A 14045-nucleotide genomic window follows, 5' to 3' on the forward strand; every position below is an offset into this window, starting at 1 on the left:
ACTCATGACCTTGCGCCCCGCGCTGTTCTTGTTGATCGCCAGCCTGTTGGCCGGTTGTGTGTCGACGGGCGATGTCGATCCGATGAGAACCGACAAGGGACGTGATGATGCGCGGGATGCCTATATCCAGCTGGGGATCGGCTATCTGCAGCAAGGCGCTGGCGAACGGGCCAAGGTGCCGTTGAAAAAGGCGCTAGAACTCGATCCGTCCAGTGCGGATGCGCATGCGGCGCTGGCGTTGGTGTTTCAGCGCGAGATGGAATACAAACTGGCCGAGACGCATTATCTCGAGGCGTTATCGCAACGCAGCGGCGATGCCCGTTTATTGAATAACTACGGCGGTTTCCTGTTCGAGCGGGAGCGCTACCAGGAAGCCATCGAGCATTATCGGCAGGCGTCCCAGGATAACCTTTACCCCGAGCGTTCACGGGTGTTCGAGAACCTCGGCTTGACGGCCCTCAAGCTCAATCAGCGTGAGCAGGCGAAAGCCTACTTCGAGCGCTCGCTGCGCCTCAATAGCCGCCAGCCACGGGCGTTGCTCGAGATGGCCGCGCTGCTCTACGAGGAGCAGCAGTATGTGCCGGCCCGCGGCTATTACGACAGCTACAGTCAGCTGGCCGAGCAGAATGCGCGTAGCCTGTTGCTCGGTGTGAATCTGGCGACCATCTTCGAGGACCGCGACACGGCCGCCAGCCTGGGTCTGCAATTGAAACGTCTTTATCCCGGTACGCCGGAATATAAGCAATATCGGTCGGAGCAATGATGAACGCGGCGCATCCTGAAGTTGTAACAGCCCAGCGTGTCAATCCTGGCGAGTCACTGCGCGAGGCGCGCGAGAGCAAGGGCTGGGCCATCGATGAAGTGGCCGCCCAGCTTAACCTCACGCCGCTGCGCTTGAGTCAGATCGAAGCCGGTGCTTTCGATAAATTACCGGGCAACACCTTTGCCCGGGGCTATGTGCGCGCCTATGCAAAACTCCTGGGCATGGATCAGAGTCGTCTGGTGCTGGAGTTCGATCAGTTCACCGGCAGTGATGCCGTGGGCAGTGATGTGCACAGCCTGGGCCATATCGAAGAGCCGGTACGCTATTCGCAGAGTATCCTGCGTTTCGTCAGTTTTGCCCTGCTGGTGGTGCTCGCCGGTGTCGGTTTTTACTGGTGGCAAGAGCAGGCCGAGCGACGTGCCGACGAGTCGCCGGTGACCAGCATCGAACAGGTTGAAGTTGACGGCGCCGATGGCACGACCCAGATTCATCCCCTGGATGAGCCCGAAGATCAGGCCGTGCTGGCTGCCCAGGGCGCCACTGAACTGAGCTTGCCGCCTGCCGCCGCCGAAGTGGCAGCAGAGCCTGACACGGCAGCAGAGCCTGAAGTGGATAGCGCTGCCGAGCAGGCAGCGGTTGCGGCGGTTGCGGCGGTTGAACCGCCTGGCGCTACCGCCGATGCCGCCGCTGTCAGCCCCGCGCCTGCCGAGGCGCTGGAGGTCGCGGCGGGTGAGGGCAGGCTGAGTATCAGCTTCATCGCCGATTGCTGGATACAAGTGACCGATGCCAGCGGCAAGGTGCTGTTCAGTGCGCTCAAGCGCAAGGGCGAGAGTCTGCAACTGGCCGGCAAGCCACCGCTGGAATTGCGCCTGGGCTTTGCCCGGGGCGCGCAAGTCAGCTACAACGGCCAGGCCGTCGACCTGGCGCCCTATATTACGGGTGAAACCGCGCGCATAAAGTTGGGTGGTCAGTAACATGCATTGCGAATCGCCGATCAAGCGTCGCCTGACGCGCAAGATCTGGGTTGGCTCGGTGCCGGTGGGCGGCGATGCCCCCATCGCCGTACAGAGCATGACCAACACCGATACCAACGATGTGGCTGCAACGGTGGCCCAGGTTCGTCGTCTGCAAGACGCGGGGGCCGATATCGTGCGCATTTCGGTGCCGGACATGGACGCCGCCGAAGCCTTTGGCCGAATCAAGCAGCAGGTCAGCCTGCCGTTGGTGGCGGATATCCACTTCGATTATCAGATCGCCCTGCGGGTGGCCGAGCTGGGCGTCGATTGCCTGCGGATCAATCCGGGCAATATCGGCCGTGCAGACCGGGTCAAGGCGGTGGTCGAGGCGGCGCGTGATCGCGGCATCTCGATTCGCATCGGGGTCAATGCCGGTTCGCTGGAGAAAGACCTGCAGAAGAAATACGGCGAGCCGACCCCGGAGGCCCTGGTCGAGTCGGCGCTGCGCCATGTCGAGCACTTGGATCGCCTGAATTTTCCGGACTTCAAGGTCAGTGTCAAAGCCTCCGATGTGTTCATGGCGGTGGAGGCCTATCGGCTGCTGTCCAGGCAGATCGAGCAACCCTTGCACCTGGGCATCACCGAGGCCGGTGGCCTGCGTTCCGGCACGGTGAAGTCGGCTGTTGGCCTGGGTATGCTGCTGGCCGAGGGGATTGGCGATACCATCCGCATCTCCCTGGCCGCCGACCCGGTGGAAGAGATCAAGGTCGGCTTCGATATCCTCAAGTCGCTGCGTCTGCGTTCGCGCGGGATCAACTTCATCGCCTGCCCGAGCTGCTCGCGGCAGAATTTCGATGTGGTCAAGACCATGAACGACCTCGAGGGCCGCCTGGAAGACCTGCTGGTACCGCTGGATGTCGCGGTGATCGGCTGTGTGGTCAACGGCCCGGGCGAAGCCAAGGAAGCGGACATCGGCCTGACTGGCGGCTCGCCGAGCAACCTGATCTATATCGATGGCAAGCCGGCGCAGAAACTCAACAACGACAACCTGGTGGATGAGCTGGAAAAGCTGATACGCCAGAAGGCGGCCGAGAAGGTCGCTGCTGACGCCGCGGTTATCGTGCGCAGCTAACACTGTTAAGGAATCGAATTGAGCAAGTCCCTGCAAGCCATTCGTGGCATGAACGATATCCTGCCCGAGCAGACCCCGCTTTGGCGTTACTTCGAAGACAGCGTGGCGCGTCTGCTCGATGGCTACGGCTATCGGCAGATCCGCATGCCGATCGTCGAGTTCACCGAGCTGTTCAAGCGCTCGATCGGCGAAGTCACCGATATCGTCGAAAAAGAGATGTACACCTTCGAAGATCGCAACGGCGACTCCCTGACCCTGCGTCCCGAAGGCACCGCCGCCTGCGTGCGGGCGGTACTCGAGCATGGTCTGGCCGGTGGCGGGCAGACCCAGAAACTCTGGTACAACGGGCCGATGTTCCGTCACGAGCGTCCGCAGAAGGGGCGTTACCGCCAGTTCCACCAGATCGGCGTGGAAGTCTTCAATATCGACGGCCCGGATATCGACGCCGAGTTGATCATCCTGACCTGGCGCCTGTGGGGCCTGCTCGGTATTCGCGATGCGGTGACCCTGGAGCTGAACAGCCTGGGCACCAGCGCCGCACGTGCGGTATACCGCGAGGCCCTGGTCGAGTACCTGTCGGCGCGTGCCGATCGGCTCGACGAGGACAGCCGTCGGCGCCTGACCAGCAACCCGCTGCGGGTACTCGACAGCAAGTCGCCGGAAACCCAGGCGCTGCTGGCCGATGCGCCGAAGATGGCGGACTACCTGGACGAAGAGTCGCGCCTGCATTTCGACGGCCTGAAGGCGCGCCTGGATGCCGCGGGTGTTCCTTATGTGATCAATCCCAAGCTGGTGCGCGGCCTGGATTACTACAGCAAGACCGTGTTCGAATGGGTCACCGATCAGCTCGGTGCCCAGGGCACGGTCTGCGCCGGTGGCCGCTACGACGGTCTGGTCGAGCAGATGGGCGGCAAGCCGACGCCGGGCGTGGGTTTCGCCATGGGTATCGAACGCCTGGTGCTGCTGATCGAAACCCTGGACAAAGTACCGGCAGAAATCGCTCGCCAAGTCGATGTCTACCTGTGTGCCCTGGGCGAGCCGGCCGAATTGGCGGCGCTGGTCTTGGCCGAGCGTCTGCGCGATCAACTGCCGGCGCTGCGTTTGCAGGTCAATGCCGGCTCGGGCAGTTTCAAGAGTCAACTGAAGAAGGCCGACAAGAGCGGTGCGCTTTACGCCTTGGTCATGGGTGAAGACGAATTGGCCCAGCAAGTGGTAGGTTGCAAGCCGCTGCGGGGTCAGGGTGAACAACAAAGTATCGCCTGGGCGGCATTGGCCGACCATGTGGCGACCTGCGTCTTGCAGGCTTGACGGGCTGTTAAGCGATTTAGCGAATAGGAGTATCTGGGGTGGTTTCGCGTACCGATGATGAAGAGCTGGCGGTAATCAAGGACTGGTGGCAGCGCAACGGCATGCCATTGCTCACCGGCAGCATATTGGCGCTGGTGTTGGTATTCGGCTGGCAGGGCTGGCAGAAATACCAGGCCAGCCAGGCTCATGGTGCCTCGATGGTTTATCAGCAATTGCTGGAAACCGCGCTGAACCCGAGTGGCCAGCCTGATCCGGCCAAGGTCGCCGAACTGGCCAATACGCTCAAGAGCGAATTTGCCGGCAGTCACTATGCCCAGTACGGCCGCCTGTTCGTCGCCAAGGTGGCAGTCGAGTCCGGCAAGCTGGATGATGCCGCTGCCGAGTTGCAAGCGATCCTCGACAAGCCGGTGGACGACACCCTGGCTGAATTGGCCCGTCAGCGTCTGGCCCGTGTTCTGGCTGCTCAGGACAAGGTCGAAGAGGCGCTCAAGCTGCTCGAGGGCGATGCCGATCAGGCCTATCTCGCCAGCCGTGAAGAACTCAAGGGCGACCTGTTGGTGCAGCTCGGGCGCAAGGGCGATGCCCATGCCGCTTATGTAAAAGCCAAAGCCGCGCTTGCCGAAGAGGCCGCCGTGGGTGGCTTGCAAATGAAGCTCGACGACTTGGCCCAAGGGGATGCGTGACGTGATGCGTTGGAAAAATGCCGCACTGCTGGCTCTGGCCGTTTTGGCTGTGGGTTGCAGCAGCAATAGCAAGAAGGAACTTCCCCCGGCCGAGCTGCCCAAGTTCGAGCGCGAAGTAACGCTTGAAAAAGAGTGGAGCCGTTCGATCGGCAAGGGTCAGGGCAAAACCTTCAACATGCTGGTGCCCGCTGTCGAGGGCGACAGCATTTATGCAGCCGATGTCGAAGGCCTGGTCATGGCGCTCGACCGCATGACCGGCAAGGTGATCTGGAAGCAAGATCTGGATCTGCCGGTTTCGGGTGCCGTGGGTGCCGGTTACGGCCTGGTGGTTGTCGGCACGCTGAAAGGCGAGATCATTGCCCTCGATGCCAGCTCCGGTGAGGAGAAGTGGCGCGCGCGGGTGACCAGTGAAGTGCTGGCAGCCCCGGCGGTCAACGGCGACATCGTGTTGGTGCAGACCCAGGACGATCGTCTGATTGCCCTGGATGCCGACAGCGGCAGCCAGCGCTGGATCTTTGAAAGCACCCCGGCAGTCCTGACCCTGCGCGGCACCAGCAGCCCGGTGCTGACCAACCGTCTGGCGATCGCCGGCCTGTCCAGTGGCAAGGTCATTGCCCTCGATGCCCAGCGCGGCATACCGGTTTGGGAACAGCGCGTGGCGATTCCGCAAGGGCGCTCCGAGCTTGAGCGCGTGGTGGACATCGACGGCGGCGTGCTGCTGTCGGGTGGCAAGCTGTATGTGGTCAGCTTCCAGGGGCGTGTCGCTGCGCTGGACATGGACAGCGGGCGCGTGCTGTGGCAACGCGAAGCGTCCAGCTCGGTGGGTGTGGCCCAGGGCTTCGGCAACGTCTATGTCAGCCTGGCCAACGGTACGGTAGAAGGCATCGACGAGCGTTCCTCCTCGGCGTTGTGGAGCAACGATGCCCTGGCGCGTCGCCAACTGTCGGCGCCGGAAGTGGTTTCCAGCTACATAGCCGTCGGCGACCTGGAAGGCTACCTGCACCTGATCAGTCAGGTAGATGGACGTTTCGTCGGCCGCGAGCGCATCGACAGCGATGGCCTGCGTGCTCGTCCGCTGGTGGTCGGAGGCTGGCTGTATGCATTCGGTAACGGTGGCAAACTGGTCGCGCTGACCATCAAGTGACCCACTGCTAGCGGGCGAGGTTATGCTGCACGGCAAGGCTGTGCAGCTGGCCATTTCGCCCTGTGAATTCCGGCCGCTGCCCCTGCAGCGGCTTTTGTATTTTCTGTAATAACGAAGTGGAGAGCCTAATGGTTCCCGTAATTGCCCTGGTGGGCCGCCCTAACGTCGGCAAGTCCACCCTATTCAACCGCTTGACCAAAAGCCGCGACGCGATTGTCGGCGACCTGTCCGGTCTGACCCGAGATCGCCAATACGGCGAGGCCAAGTGGCAGGGGCGAACCTATATCGTCATCGACACCGGCGGTATCTCCGGTGACGAAGAAGGCATCGACGCTAAGATGGCCGAACAGTCGCTGCACGCCATCGAAGAGGCCGATGCCGTGCTGTTCATGGTCGACGCCCGTGCCGGTTTGTCGGCCTCGGATCAGATGATCGGCGAGCACCTGCGCAAGCGCAACAAGCACAGTTTCCTGGTGATCAACAAGGTCGACAATATCGACCCCGACCTGGCGCGCGCCGAGTTCGCCTCCATGGGCATGGGCGAGTCCCTGGCGATTGCCGGCGCCCACGGCCGCGGCATCACCCAGATGCTCGAAGCCGTGCTGGGCTCCTTCCCCAAGGACGAAACCGAGCTGGCAGAGGGCGAGGAAGAAGAAATCGTCCTGGAAGGTCAGGAAGCCAAGCGCATTCCCGGCCCGAGCGAGAAGGACGGGATCAAGCTGGCGATCATCGGCCGGCCCAACGTCGGCAAGTCGACCCTGGTCAACCGCATGCTCGGTGAAGACCGGGTCATCGTCTATGACCAGGCCGGCACCACCCGCGACAGCATCTATATTCCGTTCGAGCGCGATGGCGAGAAGTACACCCTGATCGATACCGCCGGCGTGCGCCGGCGCGGCAAGATCTTCGAGGCGGTGGAAAAGTTCTCGGTGGTCAAGACCCTCCAGGCCATCCAGGACTCCAACGTCGTGGTGTTCGTCATGGATGCCCGCGAAGGGGTGGTCGACCACGACCTCAACCTGCTCGGCTTCGTCCTGGAAAGCGGGCGCTCCCTGGTCATCGCCCTGAACAAGTGGGACGGCATGGAGCCCAGCGAACGTGACTACGTGAAGACCGAACTGCAACGCCGGTTGTTCTTCGTCGACTTCGCCGACATCCACTTCATCTCGGCCTTGCACGGCACCGGCGTCGGTCATCTGTACAAATCGGTACAGGAATCGTTCAAGTCCGCCATCACCCGCTGGCCGACCAACCGCCTGACCCAGATTCTCGAAGACGCGGTCGGCGACCATGCGCCGCCCATGGTCAACAACCGCCGGATCAAGCTGCGTTATGCCCACCTCGGTGGCGCAAACCCGCCGCTGATCGTGATCCACGGCAACCAGGTCGATGCGGTACCCAAGTCCTATGTGCGCTACCTGGAAAACACCTACAGGCGCGTGCTCAAGCTGGTCGGTACGCCGATCCGCATCGAGTTCAAGGGCGGCGAGAACCCCTACGAGGGCAACAAGAACACCCTCACCGATCGCCAGGTGAACAAGAAGCGCCGCTTGATGACTCACCACAAGAAGGCCGAGAAGAAGCGCAAGGACAAGCGTTGAGCCTGTAACCTGACGCGCTATAAAGGCACCTGCGGGTGCCTTTTGCCTTTCTGGGGGTTGGGCTATCCTGCTGCATCGATAACGCCCAGGCGTAGGGCGGGTGAAACCCGCCGTGCACCCCCCTACGGAACAGAACGATGATTTCGAGCAAACTGCCGAACGTCGGCACCACCATCTTCACCCGTATGTCGCAGCTCGCCATGCAGACCGGCGCCCTCAACCTGTCCCAGGGCTTTCCCGATTTCGACGGCCCACAAGCCTTGCGCGAGGCGGTCGGCCGGCACATTGCCGCCGGCCATAACCAGTACGCGCCCATGACCGGCCTGCCGGCGTTGCGCGAGCAGGTGGCGGCGAAGATCGCGCGCAGCTATGGCTGCTCGGTCGATGCCGACAGCGAAGTGACCATCACCCCGGGGGCGACCCAGGCGATCTTCTGTGCGATCCAGGCGCTGATCCGGCCAGGCGACGAGGTCATCGTCTTCGACCCCTGTTACGACAGCTACGAACCCTCGGTCGAGCTGGCCGGTGGCCGCTGCGTGCATGTGCCGCTGGCGCTGACGGATTTTTCCATCGACTGGCAGCGCCTGGGCGAGGCGCTGAGCGACAGGACCCGGCTGATCATCCTCAACAGCCCGCACAACCCCAGCGGCGCGCTGATCTCGGCAGCCGAGCTGGACCGCTTGGCGGCGCTGATCCGCGAGCGCGATATCTATCTGATCAGCGACGAAGTCTACGAGCACCTGGTGTTCGACGGGGTCAGGCATGCCAGCGTGCTGGCCCACGAGGAGCTGTATCGACGCGCCTTCGTGGTCAGCTCGTTCGGCAAGACCTACCACGTCACCGGCTGGAAGACCGGCTACGTGGTGGCGCCGCCTTTGCTATCCGCCGAGCTGCGCAAGGTCCATCAGTACGTCAGCTTCTGCGGCGTCACCCCGCTGCAGTGGGCCCTGGCCGATTTCATGGCCGAGCATCCCGAGCATGTCGAAGAGCTGCCGGCCTTCTACCAGGCCAAGCGCGACCTGTTCTGCGACCTGTTGGCGGGTTCGCGCTTCGCTTTCAGTCGCGCCGCCGGCAGTTATTTCCAGTTGGTCGACTATTCCTTGATTCGCCCAGACTTGGACGACCTGGCCATGGCCGAATGGCTGACCCGCGAGCATGGCGTGGCGGCCATCCCGGTGTCGGTGTTCTATCAGCAGCCGCCCAAGGATCTGCGACTGGTGCGCTTGTGTTTCGCCAAGCGCGAGGAAACCCTGGCGCAGGCGGCGGAAAAACTATGCGCGGTCTAGGCCGAGAGGCAGTGGAGTCCAGATGAACGATAAACCCGACCTCGAGCTGGCGCTGATCCAGAGCGAACTGGCCTGGCAGGATCCGGCGGCCAATCGAGCGCACTTTGAAACCCTGCTGGAGCAGGCCAGCGGCGCCGACCTGGTGGTGCTGCCGGAGATGTTCAGCACCGGGTTCTCCATGGACTCGGCGGCCCTGGCCGAGCCGGAGAACGGCCCGACCAGCCAGTGGCTGTTGGAACAGGCGGCGCGGCTACAGGCGGTGATCTGCGGCAGCCTGATCATCCAGGCCGCCGACGGCTCCTATCGCAACCGTCTGCTCTGGGCGCGCCCGGATGGCACGCTCGCCCATTACGACAAGCGCCACCTGTTCCGCATGGCCGGCGAGCACAAGCATTACGCGGCGGGTGAGCAACAGCTGCTGCTGGAACTGAAGGGCTGGCGAATCCGCCCGCTGATCTGCTACGACCTGCGTTTCCCGGTCTGGAGCCGCGACCCGCACAGCACCGAGCTGCTGCTGTATGTCGCCAACTGGCCGGCGGCGCGGCGTCAGCACTGGAACCGCCTGCTGCCGGCGCGGGCTATCGAGAACCTCTGCTACGTGGCGGCGGTGAACCGCATCGGTCAGGACGGCAAGGGCCACCCCTACAGCGGCGACAGCCAGGTACTGGATTTCCAGGGCGACAGCCTGCTGCAAGCCGGTGACGCGGCTGGGGTGTTCCGGGTGCTGCTGTCGGCTGCGCAGTTGGCCGCCTACCGTCAGCGTTTTCCGGCTGATCGGGATGCCGACCCTTTCACCTTGCTGCCGTAGTCAACTGCGCCAGCCGCGCCTGTTCGGCGGCGCTGGCTTCCAGGCGCCGTTGTTCACTGTGGAGAAAGTTGCGCAGGCTCTGCAGGTCGGCAATTTTCTGTTCCACCTCCGCCAGCTTTTTCGCGACCAATAGCGCGCCTTGGGCACAATCCAGCTGCTGTTCACGGCGGGCCTGGAGTATTTCGCCGATCTCGCCCAGAGAGAAGCCCAGGCTCTGCGCCTGTTGGATAAAGCCCAGGTCGCTCAGGGTCTGGGCGCTGTACTCGCGGTAGTTGTTGTCGCGGCGCTGTGCGCTGATCAGGCCGAGGCTTTCGTAATAGCGCAGGGTGTGGCGGCTGGCCCCACTGCGTTCTTCCAGTTCGCCGATGCGCATCACAATATCCCTTGACTGTAGAGTGTCCTCGACAGTTTAGCCTGTGCGGGTCATCAACGACTCAGGCGGATTGGTCATGCATCAAGAATGTTTTGTCACCGGCGGCAGTGGCTTTATCGGTCAGCATCTATTGGCCACGCTGACCCGCAAGAGGCATCCGGTGACGGTTATGCTGCGCGCGCCGGAACGTTTGCCGGCGCTGCGCATGCAGATCGATCGCCTGGGTGGTGACGGCGGTTTGCTTGGCGCGGTGGCGGGCGATTTGAGCGCCCCCGGCTTGGGCTTGAATGCAGCCGCGGCTGGACAGCTGCGCCGAGCCGCTGTGATGTTCCACCTTGGCGTGCAGTTCGCCTGGGGCTTGTCGGCCGAACAGGCACGAGCGGTGAATGTCGAGGGTGCGCTGGCTGTGGCGGAGCTGGCGGCCAGCCAGGGCAGTCGCTTGCTGATGGTGGGCGGCTTCATGCTGGCCAATCATGAGCACCTGCAGCGCATCGGCATCGACCTGCACAACCCCGCGGCTACCGATTGGCGCAGGGTCTATCGGCGCACCGGGGCCTATGAGGGCAGCAAGCTGGAGGCGCATTTCCGGGTGTTGGCGCGCATGCGCGAGCTGGACGCCGAGCTGACCGTGGTGCATCCGGCGACCGTCTGTGGCCACAGCCGTACCGGGCATATATTGCCGGCTCAGCCGCTGGCGAGCTTGATCGGCAATCTCGCCAGCGGCGTGTTGGGGGCGATACCGGGCTCGCCGGCACATTGGTTGCCGCTGGTCTGCGTGGATTTCTTGGCCGAGCTGATGGTGGCCGCCGCTTTCGATGTGGATCAGGCGGGGCAGGAGATTCTGGCGCTGGATCGGCACACACCGAATCTGCAGGGCATGTTGCAGCAATTGGCGCAGAGCCTGGCTGTCAGCGCGCCGCGGCGACACCTGCCAATGCCCTTGTTGCGCTTGTTATTGCAGGTGCCGGGTATGCCCAGGCTGCTGCGTACCGATCCCGAGTCGCTGGACTTTATCCAGCGTAAACGCTTCGATACCGCTGCGACCCGGGCACTCGCGCAGCGGTATCAGTTGCTCTGGCCGGATATCGTCCAGGCCTTGCAGGCCACGGCGCGCTACTTGAGCAAGGAGGGGCTTCCGCGCCATTAGCGGCGGGGAAGCTACCCGATCGCTCAGGCCGCCTGCGCCTCGGCCTGGGCCCGGGCGCGGTTCAGGGCGCTGAACAGGGCGCGGAAGCTCGCCGTGGTCAGGTTCTCGTCGATGCCCACGCCATACAGGGCGCGGCCGCCGTTGACCCGCAGCTCGATATAGGCCGCGGCCTTGGCGTAGGTGCCAGCGCCGATGGCGTGCTCGCTGTAGTCCATGATCTCCACCGTCACCGGCAAGCCGGCGACCAGGGCTTCCAGCGGGCCCTTGCCGATGCCGCGCCAGTGCTGGCTTTCGCCCTCGCTGACAACTTCCACATCCACCGCGCTGGTGCCGTTCTCTTCCTGCAGGCGGTGGCCTTTCAGGGCGTAGGGCGTGGTGGCTTGCAGGTACTCGCGGTCGAGCAACTGGTGGATTTGCGCGGCGCTCATTTCCAGGCCGAGGCGGTCGGTTTCCTTCTGCACCACCTGGCTGAACTCGATCTGCATACGCCGCGGCAGGCAGATGCCGTATTCCTGTTCCAGCAGGTAGGTGATGCCACCCTTGCCGGACTGGCTGTTGACCCGGATCACCGCCTCGTAGCTGCGGCCGATATCGGCCGGGTCGATCGGCAGGTAGGGCACTTCCCAGATGCCATTCGGGTCCTGCTGGCTGAAGCCCTTGCGGATCGCGTCCTGGTGCGAGCCGGAGAAGGCGGTGTGCACCAGGTCGCCGACATAGGGGTGGCGCGGGTGCACGGGAAGCTGGTTGCACTCCTCGACCACCTTGCGCACGTTGTCGATGTCGGAGAAATCCAGGCCGGGGTGGATGCCCTGGGTGTAGAGGTTCAGCGCCAGGTTGACCAGGTCGACGTTGCCGGTGCGCTCGCCGTTGCCGAACAGGCAGCCTTCGACACGGTCGGCCCCGGCCATCAGGCCCAGCTCGCTGGCGGCCACGCCGGTGCCGCGGTCGTTGTGGGTGTGCAGGCTGATCAGCACGCTGTCACGGCGGCCGATATGGCGGCCGAACCATTCGATCTGGTCGGCGTAGACGTTCGGCGTGGCCACTTCCACGGTGGCCGGCAGGTTGAGGATCGCCTTGTTGGCCGGGGTCGGCTGCCAGACGTCCAGCACCGCATCGCAGACTTCCACGGCGAAGGGCAGCTCGGTGGAGGTGAAGATTTCCGGCGAGTACTGGAAGGTCCAGCGGGTCTGCGGCTGCTGCTCGGCGAGGTTCTTGATGATCCGCGCGGCGTTGACCGCGATAGCGACTACCCCGGCCTTGTCCTGGTTGAAGACGATGCGGCGGAAGCTCGGTGCGGTGGCGTTGTAGACGTGGACGATGGCCTGCTTGGCGCCCTTGAGCGATTCAAAGGTGCGGCTGATCAGGTCTTCGCGAGCCTGGGTCAGTACCTGGATAGTGGTGTCATCGGGAATATGACCGTCTTCGATCAGGGTACGCACGAAATCGAAGTCGGTCTGCGAGGCCGAGGGGAAGCCCACCTCGATCTGCTTGACGCCGACCTGCACCAGGATCTTGAAGAAGCGCAGCTTCTTCGCCGCGTCCATCGGCTCGATCAGCGACTGGTTGCCGTCGCGCAGGTCCGAGCTGCACCAGATCGGCACCTCGCTGATGGTCTTCGACGGCCAGGTGCGGTCAGGCAAGTCGATGGCCGGGAAGGCGCGGTACTTGCTGGACGGGTCTTTGAGCATGCTCATCTGAAGTTCCTTTTAGCTACGGTCGCAAGCGGCGGGCCGGGCTGAATCTGAGAAATGGGACGGGGCGTTGGCGTACGGAATCAGCCACGCAGTCGCTGACCGACCAGACAGAGGTTGGCGTGTTGGCGCAGCAGGAAGAGGGTGTGGTAAGTGTTCATGGCGTCAACCCTAACCAGCGGGGCTAAAGCTGGCAAGCATTGCTGGAAAATTGGTGATAAAGCGCGTGCTGTTTGCTGATGTGGTTTTTTATTGCGTTGTGGTGGGCAAGGATTTGGATTAATTGCGCGGTGTGATTGCGCTCGCCCGCGAAGCACAATCACACCGCCACATCAGGCTGGTGACCCGCTTCGCCATGCGCGCAGGTCGGCGCCGCTGGGGTGCTGGAACACCCGCAGGCCGAACTCGGGGAGGATCGCCAACAGGTGGTCGAAGATGTCCGACTGGATGCTCTCGTAGCTGGCCCAGGCGATGGTGTTGGTGAAGCAATACAGCTGCAGCGGCAGACCGTCGGCCGTCGGGCTGAGCTGGCGCACCAGTTGGGTCATGTCCTGGTGGATCTGCGGATGCTGGCGCAGGTACTGCTCCACATAGGCGCGGAAGGTGCCGATATTGGTGATGCGGCGGGTGTTGGCCGGCTCCTGGCCGTCTTCGGCCAGGGCGCTGTTCCAGCTGAGCAGCTCGCTGTGCTTGTGCTGGAGGTACTGCCTGAGCAGGCTGATGCGCTGCAGGCGGGTGATTTCCTCCGGGTTGAGGAAGCCGACGCTGGTCTGGTCCAGGTACAGGCTGCGCATGATCCGCCGGCCGCCGCACTCCTGCATGCCGCGCCAGTTCTTGAACGGGTCGCTGATGAAGCGCTTGGTCGGGATGCTGGTGATGGTCTTGTCCCAGTTCTGCACCTTGACCGTATGCAGGGCGATGTCGATCACGTCACCATCGGCATTCAGTTGCGGCATCTCGATCCAGTCGCCGACCCGGATGATGTCACTGGAGGAGATCTGCACGCTGGCCACCAGCGACAACAGGGTGTCCTGGAAGATCAGCATCAGCACCGCGGCCATGGCGCCCAGGCCCGAGAGCAGGATCAGCGGCGAGCGGTCGATCAGGGTGGCGATGATGAGGATCGCGGCGATGACGAACACCAGGATCTTGA

At 63.3% G+C, this 14045-nt stretch carries 13 protein-coding genes; 10 read left to right on the forward strand and 3 right to left on the reverse strand.

Annotated features, from left to right (window positions below):
- The first annotated feature begins 4 nt into the window (after positions 1-4).
- From pilW to ABZE94_RS04905, 9 genes are all read left to right on the forward strand, one after another.
- The gene (pilW, locus tag ABZE94_RS04865; protein WP_372874398.1) at positions 5-763 is read left to right on the forward strand and encodes a type IV pilus biogenesis/stability protein PilW; all 759 of its coding nucleotides are present in this window, start codon (positions 5-7) and stop codon (positions 761-763) included.
- Positions 763-1737 carry a RodZ domain-containing protein gene (locus ABZE94_RS04870; RefSeq protein ID WP_372874399.1) on the forward strand — a complete coding sequence of 325 codons (975 nt, stop codon included), beginning with the start codon at positions 763-765 and terminating at the stop codon, positions 1735-1737. The genes pilW and ABZE94_RS04870 overlap by 1 nt, the downstream gene beginning before the upstream one ends.
- A 1-nt stretch (position 1738) precedes the next feature.
- A complete protein-coding gene (gene ispG, locus ABZE94_RS04875) occupies positions 1739-2851 on the forward strand; it encodes a flavodoxin-dependent (E)-4-hydroxy-3-methylbut-2-enyl-diphosphate synthase (protein ID WP_372874400.1) in 1113 nt (370 codons plus the stop codon).
- Positions 2852-2869: 18 nt separating this feature from the next.
- The gene (gene hisS, locus ABZE94_RS04880; RefSeq protein ID WP_372874401.1) at positions 2870-4159 is read left to right on the forward strand and encodes a histidine--tRNA ligase; all 1290 of its coding nucleotides are present in this window, start codon (positions 2870-2872) and stop codon (positions 4157-4159) included.
- Positions 4160-4197: 38 nt separating this feature from the next.
- Complete coding sequence (locus ABZE94_RS04885) at positions 4198-4842, forward strand: tetratricopeptide repeat protein (protein ID WP_372874402.1); 645 nt, start codon at positions 4198-4200, stop codon at positions 4840-4842.
- Entirely contained in the window at positions 4835-5986 is a 1152-nt protein-coding gene (gene bamB / locus ABZE94_RS04890) for an outer membrane protein assembly factor BamB (RefSeq protein WP_372874403.1), read from the forward strand. Before ABZE94_RS04885 ends, bamB begins: the two co-directional genes overlap by 8 nt.
- A gap of 128 nt (positions 5987-6114) precedes the next feature.
- Positions 6115-7587, forward strand: coding sequence for a ribosome biogenesis GTPase Der (gene der / locus ABZE94_RS04895; RefSeq protein WP_372874404.1), 1473 nt, complete (start codon positions 6115-6117; stop codon positions 7585-7587).
- 137 nt (positions 7588-7724) lie between these two features.
- The gene (locus ABZE94_RS04900; RefSeq protein WP_372874405.1) at positions 7725-8873 is read left to right on the forward strand and encodes a pyridoxal phosphate-dependent aminotransferase; all 1149 of its coding nucleotides are present in this window, start codon (positions 7725-7727) and stop codon (positions 8871-8873) included.
- A 22-nt stretch (positions 8874-8895) separates the two neighbouring features.
- The gene (locus ABZE94_RS04905; protein WP_372874406.1) at positions 8896-9681 is read left to right on the forward strand and encodes an amidohydrolase; all 786 of its coding nucleotides are present in this window, start codon (positions 8896-8898) and stop codon (positions 9679-9681) included.
- On the opposite strand, the gene ABZE94_RS04910 is transcribed toward ABZE94_RS04905, so the two are convergent.
- Positions 9665-10054, reverse strand: a complete 390-nt coding sequence (locus ABZE94_RS04910; protein WP_372874407.1) for a MerR family transcriptional regulator — start codon at positions 10052-10054, stop codon at positions 9665-9667. The two genes, ABZE94_RS04905 and ABZE94_RS04910, sit on opposite strands and share 17 nt — an antisense overlap.
- A 76-nt stretch (positions 10055-10130) precedes the next feature.
- Between ABZE94_RS04910 and ABZE94_RS04915 the strand changes: the two genes are divergently transcribed.
- The gene (locus ABZE94_RS04915) at positions 10131-11201 is read left to right on the forward strand and encodes an SDR family oxidoreductase (protein WP_372874408.1); all 1071 of its coding nucleotides are present in this window, start codon (positions 10131-10133) and stop codon (positions 11199-11201) included.
- 23 nt (positions 11202-11224) lie between these two features.
- On the opposite strand, the gene leuA is transcribed toward ABZE94_RS04915, so the two are convergent.
- Together leuA and ABZE94_RS04925 are read right to left on the reverse strand one after the other, a co-directional pair.
- On the reverse strand, positions 11225-12895 hold the full coding sequence (leuA, locus tag ABZE94_RS04920; protein WP_372874409.1) for a 2-isopropylmalate synthase: 1671 nt from the start codon (positions 12893-12895) through the stop codon (positions 11225-11227).
- 329 nt (positions 12896-13224) lie between these two features.
- On the reverse strand, positions 13225-14045 hold an 821-nt coding region (locus ABZE94_RS04925; protein WP_372874410.1), incomplete at its 5' end, for a mechanosensitive ion channel family protein.

The sequence above is a fragment of the Pseudomonas sp. genome (assembly GCF_041601375.1).
Classification (GTDB): domain Bacteria; phylum Pseudomonadota; class Gammaproteobacteria; order Pseudomonadales; family Pseudomonadaceae; genus Aquipseudomonas.